The sequence below is a fragment of the Chitinophaga oryziterrae genome (genome assembly GCF_009758125.1).
Taxonomy (GTDB): Bacteria; Bacteroidota; Bacteroidia; order Chitinophagales; family Chitinophagaceae; genus Chitinophaga; species Chitinophaga oryziterrae.
On record NZ_WRXO01000013.1, the window covers coordinates 1 to 14,880 of the forward strand.

The following is a 14,880-nucleotide window of genomic DNA, read 5'->3' on the forward strand; positions in this document are numbered from 1 at the left end:
TAGAGGATGTTGCATTTAAACTAACGATGGTAGTTGCACATGTTAAAGTAGCCGGTGCCGTCACTACCAGATTTGGTTTGCTGATATCCTGTGTTACCGTTGCGCTGTCTATGGTAGTGCATCCTGTAGTGCTTCTTGCCGTTACATAATACTTACCGGGAGCGCTAACGCTTACCGGATTCTGTCCGGAGGTAAATCCAGTCCAGGTGATAGTCGCGCCAGTAGTAGAGGACGTTGCATTTAAACTAACAACAGTAGCAGTACATGTTAAAGTAGCCGGTGCCGTCACTACCAGATTTGGTTTGCTGATATCCTGTGTTACTGTTGCGCTGTCTATGGTAGTACATCCCGTAGTGCTTCTTGCCGTTACATAATACTTGCCGGGAGCGCTTACACTTACCGGATTCTGTCCGGAGGTAAATCCAGTCCAGGTGATAGTCGCACCAGTAGTTGATGAGGTAGCATTTAAACTAATAACAGTAGCAGTACATGTTAAAGTAGCAGGAGCTGTAACAATGAGATTCGGTTTCGCTATGCTCTGTACTACTGTAACGCTATCCGATTTGGTACAACCATTGGTACTGTCTCTTACAGTTACATAATACTTACCGGGGGCACTTACACTTACTGTTTTCTGACCCGCAGTAAATCCCGTCCATGTGATAATATTACTGGTAGTAGTTGATGCTGCCGTTAAGTTCACACTTGTAATAGCGCAGGTTAAAGTATCCGGTTTTGTTACGGTCAGGTTGGGAACTGTTATATTTTGTACAACGGTAGTCGTCGCAGTACCTGTACAACCGCCCGATGCTGTTACTGTCAGGGTATAATTGCCAGGGACAGTTATCACCGGGTTTTGTACAGCAGAAGTAAAGCTGTTTGGTCCTGCCCAGCTGTAAGTAACACCTGATGCGGTAGAAGAACCTGATAGTGTTACAGAAGTCGTGCTACAGTTTAAAGCACCGCTTACTGCCGCGGTAGCATTTACATTGCCACCGGTTGATGTACTTGTCAGCTTTATATTATCAAAGTAATACTGTTCAGTGGAATTAGAGTTACTGGTTCTGATAATAACCTGCAGGGTGCTGCCATTCAATGCAGCTGAGTTGATAGTGATAGAGGCAGTACCGGTAGTACTGGAACCTATTCCGGCTGAATCTGTATATATCAGTGTTTCAGCACCTCCATTCAGCTTATAATATACGTGTATATAGTCTGCATTTTCAAGGAAGTCTCCTGATGAGGATGTACCACTTATCAGGTCTGCAGAGATAACTACATTGCTTTTGTTGGAGATGTCTATAACTCCGGAAGTCCAGACGCCTTCTACCTGTGCGGTAAAGCTGGCTTTTAACTGGTTATTTTGTACAGAGAATGTGCCAGGGCCGGGAAAGGTAGTCGTCCAGCTGGTAGTGTCTGTATCCGAGGTTGTTCCATTTGCTAAAGTAAAGTCTTCCAGCCAGAAAGTACTCGATGTAGCAGCAGTACCTGTTACAGATACCGATTGAGTAGCAGTACAACCATTAGCAGGGTTGGTAACCGTTACGGTGTAAGTACCTGCAGTGCTGACAGCGGGGTTTTGCGACGTACTGGTAAACCCGCCGGGGCCTGTCCAGCTGTAGGTAGCCCCTGAAACAGATGAACTGGCTGTGACGGCTACACTGCTGCTACTACATAGGGAAGCTCCTGTTGCTGTCAGATTAGGTGTTGTTTTGTTTGTAGTGATGGAGACAGAAGCAGTGGCAGAACTGGAAGAACTAGTGGCAGTAACGGTGTATGTACCAGCTGTTGAAACGACCGGGTTCTGAGCTGTAGAAATAAAGCCACTGGGGCCTGTCCAGCTGTAAGTAACACCTGATGTACTACTGGAGGCAGACAGGGTAGTGGAAGGGTTGGTACAGGTTAGTATGCCACTGTTGGATGCACCGGCAGTAACGCTCACGGTAGTACCACCACTACAGGGTCCTTTCTCCTTAAATACCCTGTATTTTTCAATGTAATAATCGGACCTGGTACCGCTTCCGTTATCGTAGTTATACATCTTTACGATCAGCTGTATAGTACTCCCCTGAAGGGAGTCTGATGTGAAGTCGATGGTACCAAAATTCCCTGTGCGTTGATCCAGCAGTGTTTCCGGGCCACCATCCAGCCTGTAATATATTTTCACATATTCAGAGCTGTTTTGTTTTCCTTCTGAGGAAATTTTTACTGCTGCCTGGAAACTGCTGTATCCTGCAGTAGAAAAGACGCGGGAATACCATATTCCCACTCCACCGATGTTTTGTGCTGTGAACCGGTTCGATTTAACAGCAAATATACTGGTACTGCTACTGACAACATTAGTAGCATCCAGGTACCATCCGGTAGGGGAGGCATCAACGATAGTGCCGTTTGCACCTGGAAAGGTACCCGTAATAATTGGACAAGTAGGAGTGGCCGGCAGGCGGCTACTCAAGGTCAGGAATAGCAATAGCAAGGGCATAAGGCGCTTATAGCCCCCTTTACGTAACAGTTTGTGCATGTAAAATTGGTTTATATAGGTAACGGTTTAAGACAGATTATTACGTGTATTGGTATTCTACCGTATAACATTTCCGGAGGAATTAATGCACACTCATTCACAACAAAATTTCAACTCGTTAATTGTAAATTATTATATAGTAATACCGCAATGGCTAATGATATAATTGTCCTTTCATGATCACATGTCCACTAACATGGGCTATCAAACAGGGAGTAGGTAATCTCTTCCAATAGTGAATACTGCAAAGGTCTTTAAATAAAAATAACCTAAGTATTATTTCTATTACAAATATGATTAAAATGAGTATGTGTACGTGTTTTTGTGAGTAATAATGCTCAAAGTCAGCAGATGAAAAAGGATTATGCGCAGCAGCTATTTCCTGATTGGCAACATTACCTGGTATGAGCCGTTGCGGGCAATTATCAAATTTAAAAGGAAAGTCATTTAGCTTCATATCGATATAGGATAAATGCAGGCCTGAAAAAATCCCCTTTTTGCAGGAGAAAAAATCTGTATTATTCTTAATACTTTTGAATGACAAATATATTTTATAGCACCTTTAAACCTGTTTTATGAAAAAGAAAACGATGTCAAAGCTACAGCTTGACAAAATTAAAATAGGAAATTTAAGTACATACAACCAAACTGTAAACAAAGGAGATAATAGGTCAACTAACACGTTGTTTGCTGTTTGTAGTCAGGTTTGCGCCAGTGTACGTTGTTCCTTTGAGTGCTGATCCGCATAGGATTATCCGGATGGAGCTACAGGCATTTGACTTACGACACCAGTTTCGTGGTACCCAATCCTGTGTGATTGAACAACTGTGTGAATTCTTTCAATTCAATAATATTAGTGACGCCAAGCTTTTGAAGGATCTTTGCCTTATGCGTCCCTATTGTTGAAGTATGCGCGCACAGCAGGTTAGCGATCTGCGAGACATTTTTCCCTTCAAGTAAATGGGTCATGACTTCCAGTTCCCGCGGAGATAGTCTGTTAAAAAGACTCAAAGGGCCTCTTTTAGTAGCTTCCAGACGCTGAATGACATGCATTCCGGGACTTAGATACTTTTTATTGTTCAGCGTAGTTATAATAGCTTTTCGGATCTCTGCATCATCGGCATCCTTGTTGATAAACCCTTTAACCCCTAATTGAAGATATATCCTGGCGTAAATTTCTTCCCTGCTCGTAGTCAGGATCAGTATCTTCAGATCCGGACAGAATGCGAAAATGTTTTGCAATAAATTAATGGAATCTGTTCCCGGCATATTTATATCCAGGATCGCGAGGTCATAGCTGTTGGTCTTTATTTTTTCCCAGACAGTATTCCCATTACTGCATGCATCTATTTCTATATTCAGGAATTCCTCTTTAAGGAGATAGGTGATCCCGGTTCTTACGATGGAGTGGCTGTCGGCTATTAAGAATTTTTTCATGGCGATCAAGAGTTTTGGACAGTATAAATGATCGATTTTTGTCTAAAGTAGTTGCAAAGTATAGTAATTTCCTCATGGAATACTTATGCCTGCTAACCGATCTTCCAAAAAACAACCTGTAAAACATTGATCTTCATTTTTTAATGTTTTTAAATTATTGACTTATATCAAATGTCAATAACACAATTAAAAACATTTTTAATAAATTTGTTCAGGAACTGGATCCATGTTATTCCGTAGTTCCCGGAAATCAAAGACCGAACTCTATCAGGAAGGACTCCATGACCGGCGGGTTAATATTTTCTTTATAAGCATTTAAACTTTCTCTTACCTCTTCTCTGGAGGAAGCGCCAATCACTATTGTACTGACAGCAGGGTGATTAAGAATAAATTTGTAGTTGAGAGCCATTAAACTGACTTCGTTTTTATTGCACCATTGGTACATCCGTATTGCTTTTTCTACCGAAACATCTTTTTCTATGGCATAGTGCAGGACACTGGTATGAGCCGGATTTTTACCCGAAAGTAATCCCATGCACAAGGGTGATCCCAGCATAACAGGAACATCATTTTTAAGGGATGTTCTTAATAAGGAATCTGCTTTTGTACATAAAACATTATAATCCAGGTAGGGCAAAATAACGTCAGCATAACCGGAACAGATAAATTGAAGATGCAGATCGTGATCCCGGACTCCCAGGCCAATGTTAAGGATCACTTTTTCCTCTTTTAGCCGGAGCAAAGTTTCCATCCCTCCATTTTCTATCATACTTTTAAAATCAGCTTTGGAGGGATCATGTATATGGACAATATCGAGGTAATCTGTTTGCAATGTCCATAAACTATTATCAATACTCCGTCGTATGCTGTCTTCGGAATATCCTTTATAAATAGGATGTGTACCGGCTTTTGTAGACAGGATAAAGGATGAACGGCCCCCGTATTCCTTTAATGCAAGTCCGATCTTTTTCTCACTGTTACCATAAAATGGAGAAGTGTCCAGAAGGTTAATTCCATTTTCCAATGCAAATAAAACTGTATCTATCGCCTTTTTGTCAGATACCGGTCCCTGAAAAAAAACATTTTTTTTGCAGGAACCAATACCTGCTCCACCAAGAGATATAGGGAAAATAGGCGTTTTATTGACGCTTAGCAGCATGTAGTATTCTGTTTATAAATTTATGACGTTTACGTTATGCTCTACTGGCATAGACAATCTTGATGCAATGATACATGGGTTAGAATATGGGGGCTATAGAAAATTTTCTATATTTAAATTTTCGGACAATTTTTTATAAGGTAGTTGATATTGAAAAAGTCATTCAGCCAGCCCCAATGGCGAAAAAATCACAAACAAAGCTACCATAGCTAGCAACAGCAGCACAGTATACAGATGTCGTCTTTTCCAGGGTTGCAGGTCCACTACATTGCTCCATTGTTGCACAAAGGGCTCCTTACGGGGGGATAGGGCGGCCACTGTCATCATCAGCAACACCGTCAGTACAAATAAAATAGCCAGGACGTGCAGGAAATGCAAACCGGTATCAACCAGGAACTGCGAAACCGCATACGTGAGGATGAAAAACGTCAGCCCTATCTTGGCCGCAATAGCAGGCATGCGCTTGTGCAGCAGTCCAAGGATCAGGATCGTGAAAATAGGTACACTGAAAAGGCCGCTCACCATTTGAATGTACGTATACAACCCGTGCTGGGCGAAGACAATGAAAGGTGCAATGAGCATGGCCAGTAAACAAACCAGTATTTCAAACCGCTTGCCTGCCCGTATCAGTTGGCGCTCACTCGCAGGCTTTTGCTGCCGTGCTTTGAATGGCTTATACAGGTTTAGTACAAAGAGGGTGCTGCTGCTGTTAAGTCCCGCATTAAAAGAGGTAAGTGCTGCGCCAAAGGTAATAGCTGCTATATAACCTGTAAGCATAGGGGAACAGACATCGCTGACAATTTTGGGAAATACTTCCGCAGTGTTATGCATATGTGGGTACAGCTGTACTGCAATCAATCCGGGAATGTTCAGCAGCAAAGGGGAGATGATCTTGCCTGTGCAGGCTACGGCAATGCCTTTCTGGCTTTCGGCCAGGCTGCGCGACGACAGGGCCTGTTGCACAATGTATTGCTCTGTACCCCAATAGTAAAGGTTCACCAGGAACATGCCTGTGAAGATAGTGGGAAACGGCACTGCATCCTGAGGACTGCCAATGGAATTAAAATGATCTCTTCGCGATGATAGCAGCAGGTCAAGACCAGTGCTTACAGAACCATGGCCCAGGTATTTCAGTGCAGCGTATGGTAACAGTATACCACCTGTAAACATCCCAATACCCAGTACCGTATCCGAAATAGCCACTGCCTTCAATCCGCCGAGGAGGGTATAGAGGCTACCGGTTAGCCCGATAAGCCAGACCAGTATCCAGATGGTTTGCCAGTAACCGATGTGCAGGACTTCCGACACGCGGAACAAGCCATTAAACGTGACGGCGCCGCTGTACAGCACAGAAGGCAACATATTCACTATATAACTGATCAGGAAGATCACTGACACAAAACGTTTGGTGCCTGTATCATAACGTTCCTCAAGAAAGTCAGGTGTAGTGGAGATACCGCTGCGCAAATACACCGGCATAATGAATTCCGACACTAATAACATGGCCAATACGGATGACAGGCCCCAGGCCATTACGCTCATGTTGTTGGTGTATACCAGCTCATTCTCACCGACAAACTGCACGGCACTGATGTTCGTAAAGAACAGGGCGCCGCCTACCACCAGGAAGCCCAGGTTGCGGTTGGCGAAGAACAGGCCGGCCGCGGTTTGCAGGTTTTCCTTTCTGGTTTTGTACCAGGAGATCAATGCCACAACGATGGTAACCAGCAGGAAACTCAGTAAGGCGCCAACATTCATACATCAAAGTGAGTTACGTCTGATCAGTGTGGTAGGCATCACCTCATGCACCGGTTCCCGGCTCAGGACTGCCTGTGCAGCCCGTTTCCCCATGTCACTGAAACTAACGGAATAAGTAGTGATACCGTTTCCGACAAGCTCTTTTACCGGTTCGTCATTATGGGAAAGAATGCCTATATCCTCGCCCGGTTTTATTTTTTTTGCGTTACAATCCTTCAAAAGGTTCCACAGCTCAGCATTCTCATTCACATAATATACCACACCCTTTTCCACAGAGCCGGGCTTATACTCACGTAAAATCTTTCCTTTAATGTGATGCTTTTTAATAAAGCGCTGAAAAGAAGAAACGATCTCGGGAGGGAACAGTGAGTCCGGATTGTGAAAGAAGACTATCCGGTCAAATTTTTTGATTACATCACCCAGTTGCTCAAAGACAGCGTAAGAGGCTTTTTCAAACTCCTGCACTACATAGTTAAAATCCCCGTCCAGCGGCTCATAACGGTCAAACATCAACAGCTTCTGTCGGGGTATGGTGTTCAGAAGCTCCCTGGTGCGGGGATGATGAATGGGAGAGATCACATACATGCCATAGTGACGATTCTTCACCAGCGAGAACATGGTTTCAAACACCTCTATGTTGCCATGATGGAAGAATACGTCCAGGTGTACATTAGGTCCCAGCTCGTTGCGGAAACTGCGGTAGAACTGTTCCTGGAAAGTATCAATGGTGTACATGAGCAACGCCACTTTGAGTGACTGCCGGGTATTGTCATCCGAAACGAAATAGCCCAGGCGGTTCTTGGATTCAATGAGGCCACGGTTCTGCAGCTCGCGGTAACCTTTGATCACCGTTTCCCTGGCATATCCCAGGCCGGAGATCATGGCATTTACAGAAGGCAGGGGATTACCTACACAGACGATCTTTTCGTTGATGGCATTGATGAAGCCCTGTACAAACCGCTCGTGCTTGGAGTAGGAAGGCACATCATCCAACTCCTGTATCTTTTCAAAAATTGTTTTCATCCCTGCATATTGAATTTATTCTACAGCTTCCAGTTCCAGTATACGGCTATGCATTTTGTTAGTAGTGAACGCATCCAGTCCTACTTTCATCAGGTAATCGCCGGAATAGACCTTCCCGTTGAAAGCTTCATCCGGTTTTGCACCTGGCATAAGATTGATTTCCCGGACGCTGTACTTCCTGGCGGGGTTCAGCCCCTGGCACTGCACCGGCAGCAGGTTCTCCGCAAAACGGGGGTAAATGTCATATGTGTACAAGAGCGCCTGCTGTTGCGATTCGCTTACATACATTACCGCAGTGTGATTGCCGTCGTACGGGGAAACAAGCCGGTACTGGTCACCGTTGAAATTAATATTTTTTACCCGATTGTAGGTAGTTATCGCTGACTGACAAAAAGCCTGCTCTTCCGGGCGTAACTCTTTCACATTAATGTCGAAGCCCAGTTTGCATTGCATGGCCACATCCACGCGGAACTTGATGCTGGCATCGTGATTCCAGCTGGTCACATGAGCTGCCATGGCTTTGGAGGGAAAGAACTGGGAATATCCCCACTGAATGAACAAACGTTCCACCGGGTCCGTGTTATCGCTGCACCAGAACTCTGTGAAGTAACGTAATCCTTCATAGTCCGTGCGTCCGCCGCCTCCGGAACAAAGCATCATGGGCAGGTTGGGATATTTGGCCTTGATGCGGTCCAGTACATTGTACAGGCCACGCACATAATCTACATACAGGTTATTTTGTTTTTCTTTCAGATAAGGGGAGTAGATATTGGTAACAGGGCTGTTACAATCCCATTTCAGGTAGGCCAGTTGAGGATTCTCCGTCATCAGATGGTCCACTACATTGAAAACATGCTCCTGTACAGCGGGATTACTCAGGTCCAGCACCAATTGGTTGCGGAAGTAGTATGGCTCGCGGTTGGGCAGCATGATTACCCAGTCGGGGTGTTTCTCAAAGAGCTCGCTTTTAGGGTTCACCATTTCAGGTTCTATCCAGATGCCGAATTTAACACCGGTACGGGTGGCCGATTTTACCAGCGCCGGTACGCCGTTGGGTAGTTTGCTGCTGGTAGGCTGCCAGTCGCCCAGGCCCTGGGTATCGCTCTGGCGGGGATATTTGTTGCCAAACCATCCATCATCCAGCAGGAACATGTCCACGCCCAGGTATTTGGCTTCCGCTATCAGGGAATCCAGTTTTGGTTCATTGAAATTAAAACCGGTAGACTCCCAGTTGTTAAGCAGGGTAAGACGGTCACCTTTCCCATCCTTTAGTTGGTAATTGCGTGCCCACCGTTGCAGATCGCGGCTGCCTTTGCCTGTACCCTGGTTACTCAGTGTAAAGATAAAAGCGGGTGTAGCAAACACTTTTCCAGGTTCCAGTGTGTAATCGGAAGCATAAGGATTGATACCGGAGATCACGCGCAGGTTGTTTTCATTATCTACTTCAAATGTGAAGCGGAAGTTGCCGGTCCAGGCCAGGGTACCCATAAGCACCTGTCCTTCGTTTTCACGGGGTGTTTCGCCCAGGCCTACGGTAAAGAAGGGAGATACGTGCAGGTTTGCTCTGGACCCCAGTTTGGAGTCAATCACCTTTTTGCCGAAGTTCAGGGGAGCAGAGCTCATATTCACTTCTTTGGCCCAGTCTCCGCTGAACTCTGTGAGGAAATACCGGGCACGTTTCCAGTACAGCATGGATGATGCATAACTGCTGATGTTCACAGCCCGCTTTTCGTTGTGGCTGATCTCTGTCCAGGACTGAATGATATTCTCTTTCGCAAAGGTCCGGTAGTATAGTTTCACCTGCACCGGATACAAAGCATCTTTCAGCGAGATCACGGTTTCCGTAACATCGTCTGTTACTTTCTTCACGTTGTGCGAAACGTATTGCAATACAGTGGTCATGTTGCCATCGTTATGACGGATGCCGAACGCCGGTTCAAAATATGTTTCCGTACCGGACACGGGGTATGCCTCCCAGGCCTGCCCGTCGCTCCGGGATTTTATGGTAGTATAGTCATCCTGGTTAGACAAGCGGGGCCCCAGATAAAGCTGATAGAGGCGCTTATTCTGGGCAGTCTGCAATACGAGTTCCGTTTCATTGGTAGATACGTAAATAGTTTGCGACTTAACTGCTGTATGGGTTACAACAATCAGGAAGAACAAAATGGACAATATCTTTTTCGTCATGGGTACAGTTTATAATAATTATAAAAGTAAGCCCGCTGCAACATACAGCGGGCCTGCATCTTTTAAAGATAACGATTAATTGTAACCGGTGTTCTGATCAGAAGGTTTGATATCACCATTCAGTTTCATTTCCGTATCAGGGATCGGGAACACGGTATTGAAGTCCTGTATAGAACCGGATTGTTTAGTCCATTTGTTACGTGCTTTCACAAACTCCACAAACTTGCCGGTACGGATCAGGTCTATGCGACGCCAGTCTTCCGCAAACAGTTCCCGCATACGCTCATCCATGATGGCGGTACGGAAAGCGTCCTGCGACAAGCCCTGCCATTTCTTATCGTCCGGCAGTACACCGCCCCATGCGCGTGTGCGCACTTCATTCACCACGTTTACAGCATCCCCGCCGCGGTTCAGCTCATTGAGACATTCAGCATAGCAAAGTTTGATATCGGCCAGGCGTAGTACTGGTATGTTCTTACCGGAGTTCCACATGTTATTGATCTTATTGTCTGTGTGTTTGTCCGTGCGGAAGTCCTCATACTTTTTTACGTGTGGCAGTAGCTCATCATAGTCACTACCCAGGTCTTCCCAATTGATAGGGTCCAGGGTGGGAGTTTCTCCATAATAGGTGAAGTCGTAACGGATGCTTTCCTGCCTGCGCTGGTCTCCGGCTTCCCATATACCGCCGCTGTCTACAGAGGAGTAAGCATAATGGGTAGGCACGATCTTGTCGTAACCGGAATAGTAGCAGCCGTCGCCAAAGAAAGCCTGCACTGCACGGGAGCCTATCTGGAACTGCAGTTTATTGTTATTGGGAGAGGCAGGACTGAACTGGAATTCCAGGATAGATTCAGGTGTGTTGATCTTACTGTAGTCCCAGAGGTCTTTATAAGGTACCAGGGAATAATCGCCCATCATTTTTTCAAAGCAGGTGGCAGCTTTCGAGAAATCGCGCAGGCCGGTGGATACGGGTGCCGACATGTAAGCTTTTCCCAGTATAGCCCAGGCCGCGCCGGAAGTAGCTCGTCCCGGATCATTTGTTTTGGGACAATTATCAGCGGCGCGTTGAAGATCTGCAATGATGAAAGTCCATACATCTTTCAGTGGCTGACGGCGGAAACCGAGTTCAGTTTCACGGCTCAGGTCGCGGATGGGAATTTCACCCCAGTACATGGCCAGTTGAAAATCGAGGAAGCCGCGTACGAAAGAGGCTTCGCCCAGTAATTTCGCTTCCCGGGAGCCGGGTGTAACAGTGCCCGAGCCAAGGCCTTTAACGATCTTGGCGGCTTCATTCACAACGGGCCAGCGGATATTCCACTGGTTGGCGATGTGGTTCAGTGTGGAGTTCAGGTTACCGTCATAACGGTCAAGGCCACCTTTGGCCGGATCGCTTTTCATCTGAAAGGCGCCCTGCTGGATTTCGTCTGTACCCATCATCATGATGAGGCCCTGTTCATCTGTGCGGATGCTTTTCCAGTTAGCGTAAATGCCTTTAAGGCTTGTCTCTACCAGGTTCACATCGGAGTATACCTGGCTCTCATCGAGCTTGGTCGTACTGCGTTCGTCGAGGAATTTACTACAGGAAGCGGAGAGTATTACAAATCCCGCTGCCAGGGTATATATTATCGTGCGTTTCATAAATTTAGCAGTTGAAGTTTAAAAACCTACATTCAGTCCAAATACATACATTTTTACCGGAGGATAGCCGTAGTCGCCGGTTTCCGGGTCCATTCCCTTGTAATGCGTAATACAGAACAAGTTAGAGCCGGTCACATACAGGCGCAGGTTATTCAGTTTCCAGGCACTCAGCTTTGTTTCCGGTAGTGTATAGGAAAGCGTAAGAGCAGAGAGGCGCAGGAAAGATGCATTCTGGATAGCGTAATCCAGGTCGGACGGATTGTAGCGGTTGTAGCTGGTATTAGCGATCACGCGGGGAATGTCGGTGTTGGTATGTTGCGGTGTCCAGCGGTTCAGCAGGTCCACAGAGGCCATGCTTTCACCATTGCTGTTGATCAGGCTTTCGTAGTAGCTGCTGATCTTTTTGGCACCGTAAGAGTAGGTGAACACAGCATTCATCCCAAAAGCCTTGTAAGAGAGGTTCGTGGAAAATCCACCATAGAATTTAGGATCTGTCTTAGCCACTACTGTTTTGTCATACTGATCGACAATGCCATCCGGCTTGCCGCCAGGGCCGGAAATGTCTTTGGCAAAGAGATCACCCGGACTCACAGTCTTACCATTGTAGTTCAGGCCTTCCCATTGGCTGCGGTTGGATTCCTGCGCAATACCGCCGGAGAGGAGCGTGTAAATGGTATGCAGCGATTGACCCAGAAAGATGTTGTTTTCACGCTGTATCACATTTTCGTAGGTGTTGTATATCACGGTGGCATCACCATACAATCTGGTTACCTTGTTCTTATCGAAGGAAATATTGCCGGAAGCTGTCCAGTTAAAATCTTTCTCTTGAATGATATCACCTGTTACAGAAAGTTCCATACCCTTGTTGTTCACGCGGCCGATATTTTCCCATTGCTGGCTATAACCGGTGGTAGCAGCCAGGGAACGGTTCAGCAGGATGTTGTCATTGTTGATATAGAAGAAGTCGGCGGTAACGGTCAGTCTTGATTTCAGGAAGCCCATCTCCAGGCCAACGTTACTCTGTTTTTGTTTTTCCCAGGTAATATCCGGGTTACCACGGCGGCCGTCATTGACGATAAGAGCGTTGCCGTTATCGATCTTTGAGCCGTAAAGGGTCTGATATGCATAATTGTTGATGTCCTGGTTACCAACAACACCGTACCCTGCACGCAGTTTCAACTGGCTGAACAGGGATATGTCCTTCATGAAATTCTCCTTCTTTGCATCCCAGGCTACGGACATGGAGGGGAATATGCCCCAGCGTTTCCCTTCTGCAAAACGGGAAGAGCCATCATAGCGGGCCGTAGCAGTGAAATGGTATTTGTCTTTGTAACTGTAGTTCACACGACCGAGGAAAGATTGCAGGGTGTACGCGTAGAAATCGGAGCCCAGCACGGATTTTTCCACGGCAGCAGCACCTCCCAGGTCGTTGTAAGAGAGGTCATCACTGGCGAAGCGATCGCCCTGTGCCAGGGTATAATTGGATTGGCGTTTGCTGGCGCTGGTACCTACCAGGGCCGTAAGTTTATGATTGTTGGCAATGGTAGTGTTGTAGGTAATGGTATTGTCCCATTGCCAGTAAGTATCACTCCATCTTTCATGTTTGGCACGTGCGTCGCCGTTATACTGGCGTATGGCTTCCTGAATGTTATGAGGAGTGAACTCGAACCAGTCCTGTGCACCATAGTCCATAGAATAGCTGGAGCGGATATCCAGTCCTTTTACCGGTGTAATATTCACATAGTTGGCAGTAGTGACGCGGTTACGGGTACGGTTGCGTTGAATGAACAATGAGTTGAACGGATTAAAGTCATTGTTATTCTGTTCCCCGTGCGAGCGATAGTAGATTGTGAGATAGTCGTAAGTATAACGTGTGGCCGGATCGCGATAAGGACCGTAATTCAGCAGGGGATTGGCATTGAGGGCCTTCCCATATACGTCGTCAGAAGGCATGTCGTCGTTGGTACGGGTAAAGCCGGTGTTGGTACCCACTTTCAACCATTTCTTTATGTTGTATTCCGCGTTGAAACGGCCGGTGTATTTATTCTGTTTGGTATTTTCCACCACGCCTTTGGTACCTGCATATCCGAGGCTCAGATAGAATATACTCCGTTCGGATCCACCGGAAAAGCCCAGCGCATGGTTTTGCTGGAAGCCGGTACGGGTTACCTGGTCCAGCCAGTTATAGCTTTGCTTTTTATTGTAAGTATCGAATTCCTGGTTGGAGAAAGCGATGTTTGTTTTCAGCAGGGTATTATCGATATAGTCCTGCCGGTCGGCATCCGGATGATCCTTCATATAGCCGTTGGCATAGGCATCAATGCGCAGTGCCGCCAATTCCTGTGCGTTCATGGTTTTGGGAATCCGTGTAAAGTCGGACACGCCAGCCCAGCTATCATAGGTAACAAGGCCGTCGCCACCTCTGCGCTGGCCTTTCTTTGTAGTGATCACCACTACACCGTTGGCGCCGCGGGAGCCATAAAGGGCCGTGGCTGAGGCATCTTTGAGTACCTGTACAGAAGCTACATCGTTTACGTTCACGGAATTAAACCCACCCTGGTTGTTTTCCATTACTACACCGTCCACTACATAAATAGGAGAGGAACCTGCATTGATGGTATTGATACCGCGGATCCTGATGGTGGCATCATCACCCGGACGGGTACCGTTGCTGATAAAAACGCCGGCTGCATTACCCTGTAACGCCTGGTTGATGTTGGTCGCGGGCCGTTCCAGTAACTTTTTGGAGTCTACCGTGGCAGTAGCCCCGGTAAGGTCCGACTTTTTCATACTAGCCCCTACTACCACTACTTCATCCACATTGGCGGTGGCCTGTTGCATTTTGATGTTCAGGGGAGCGAAGCTGGTGAAGGGCACGGTCTGTGTTTCAAAGCCTAAAAAGCTGAACTCCAGCGTGCCTTTCCCGCCCTCAGTAGTGAGGGTAAAAGCACCGTGGCTGTCAGTAACTGTACCGGTTTTGGTACCGGTCAGCTTCACCGACACACCGGGAAGTGGTTCGCCTTTCATATCAGTGATATTACCGGAAATCCTGCCATTCTGGGCAAAAACGTGCCCGGCACCCATCAGCAAAGCTATGATGGTCAGAAGGGACCATAGCCTTTTGAAAGCAATTCTTACATGCATAACGTGAAGCATA

General features: G+C 46.4%; 8 protein-coding genes. All 8 read right to left on the bottom strand.

All coding sequences use genetic code 11. The features are described from left to right. Window positions 1-2,521: beta strand repeat-containing protein (locus GO495_RS29595; protein ID WP_157303570.1), on the bottom strand; the 2,521-nt coding region annotated here is incomplete at its 3' end. Between the two features lie 780 nt (window positions 2,522-3,301). Continuing rightward, complete coding sequence (locus GO495_RS29600; protein WP_157303571.1) at window positions 3,302-3,958, bottom strand: response regulator transcription factor; 657 nt, start codon at window positions 3,956-3,958, stop codon at window positions 3,302-3,304. A 250-nt stretch (window positions 3,959-4,208) separates the two neighbouring features. Next, window positions 4,209-5,117, bottom strand: coding sequence for an aldo/keto reductase (locus GO495_RS29605; protein ID WP_157303572.1), 909 nt, complete (start codon window positions 5,115-5,117; stop codon window positions 4,209-4,211). 159 nt (window positions 5,118-5,276) lie between these two features. After that, on the bottom strand, window positions 5,277-6,875 hold the full coding sequence (locus tag GO495_RS29610; RefSeq protein WP_157303573.1) for a solute:sodium symporter family transporter: 1,599 nt from the start codon (window positions 6,873-6,875) through the stop codon (window positions 5,277-5,279). Between the two features lie 3 nt (window positions 6,876-6,878). Continuing rightward, window positions 6,879-7,898, bottom strand: a complete 1,020-nt coding sequence (locus GO495_RS29615) for a substrate-binding domain-containing protein (RefSeq protein WP_157303574.1) — start codon at window positions 7,896-7,898, stop codon at window positions 6,879-6,881. Window positions 7,899-7,913: 15 nt separating this feature from the next. Then, the gene (locus GO495_RS29620; protein ID WP_157303575.1) at window positions 7,914-10,085 is read right to left on the bottom strand and encodes an alpha-galactosidase; all 2,172 of its coding nucleotides are present in this window, start codon (window positions 10,083-10,085) and stop codon (window positions 7,914-7,916) included. 75 nt (window positions 10,086-10,160) lie between these two features. After that, window positions 10,161-11,723 (bottom strand): RagB/SusD family nutrient uptake outer membrane protein, encoded by a 1,563-nt coding sequence (locus GO495_RS29625; protein ID WP_157303576.1) that lies wholly within the window; start codon window positions 11,721-11,723, stop codon window positions 10,161-10,163. Between the two features lie 18 nt (window positions 11,724-11,741). Then, window positions 11,742-14,867: a SusC/RagA family TonB-linked outer membrane protein gene (locus GO495_RS29630; RefSeq protein ID WP_157303577.1), complete on the bottom strand. Its 3,126-nt coding sequence runs from the start codon at window positions 14,865-14,867 to the stop codon at window positions 11,742-11,744. Window positions 14,868-14,880: the final 13 nt, after the last annotated feature.

Bases quoted from the DNA above. Each gene is read 5' to 3' on its own strand.
- GO495_RS29600 (WP_157303571.1), bottom strand. From the start codon at position 3,958: ATGAAAAAATTCTTAATAGCCGACAGCCACTCCATCGTAAGAACCGGG.
- GO495_RS29605 (WP_157303572.1), bottom strand. From the start codon at position 5,117: ATGCTGCTAAGCGTCAATAAAACGCCTATTTTCCCTATATCTCTTGGT.
- GO495_RS29610 (WP_157303573.1), bottom strand. From the start codon at position 6,875: ATGAATGTTGGCGCCTTACTGAGTTTCCTGCTGGTTACCATCGTTGTG.
- GO495_RS29615 (WP_157303574.1), bottom strand. From the start codon at position 7,898: ATGAAAACAATTTTTGAAAAGATACAGGAGTTGGATGATGTGCCTTCC.
- GO495_RS29620 (WP_157303575.1), bottom strand. From the start codon at position 10,085: ATGACGAAAAAGATATTGTCCATTTTGTTCTTCCTGATTGTTGTAACC.
- GO495_RS29625 (WP_157303576.1), bottom strand. From the start codon at position 11,723: ATGAAACGCACGATAATATATACCCTGGCAGCGGGATTTGTAATACTC.
- GO495_RS29630 (WP_157303577.1), bottom strand. From the start codon at position 14,867: ATGCATGTAAGAATTGCTTTCAAAAGGCTATGGTCCCTTCTGACCATC.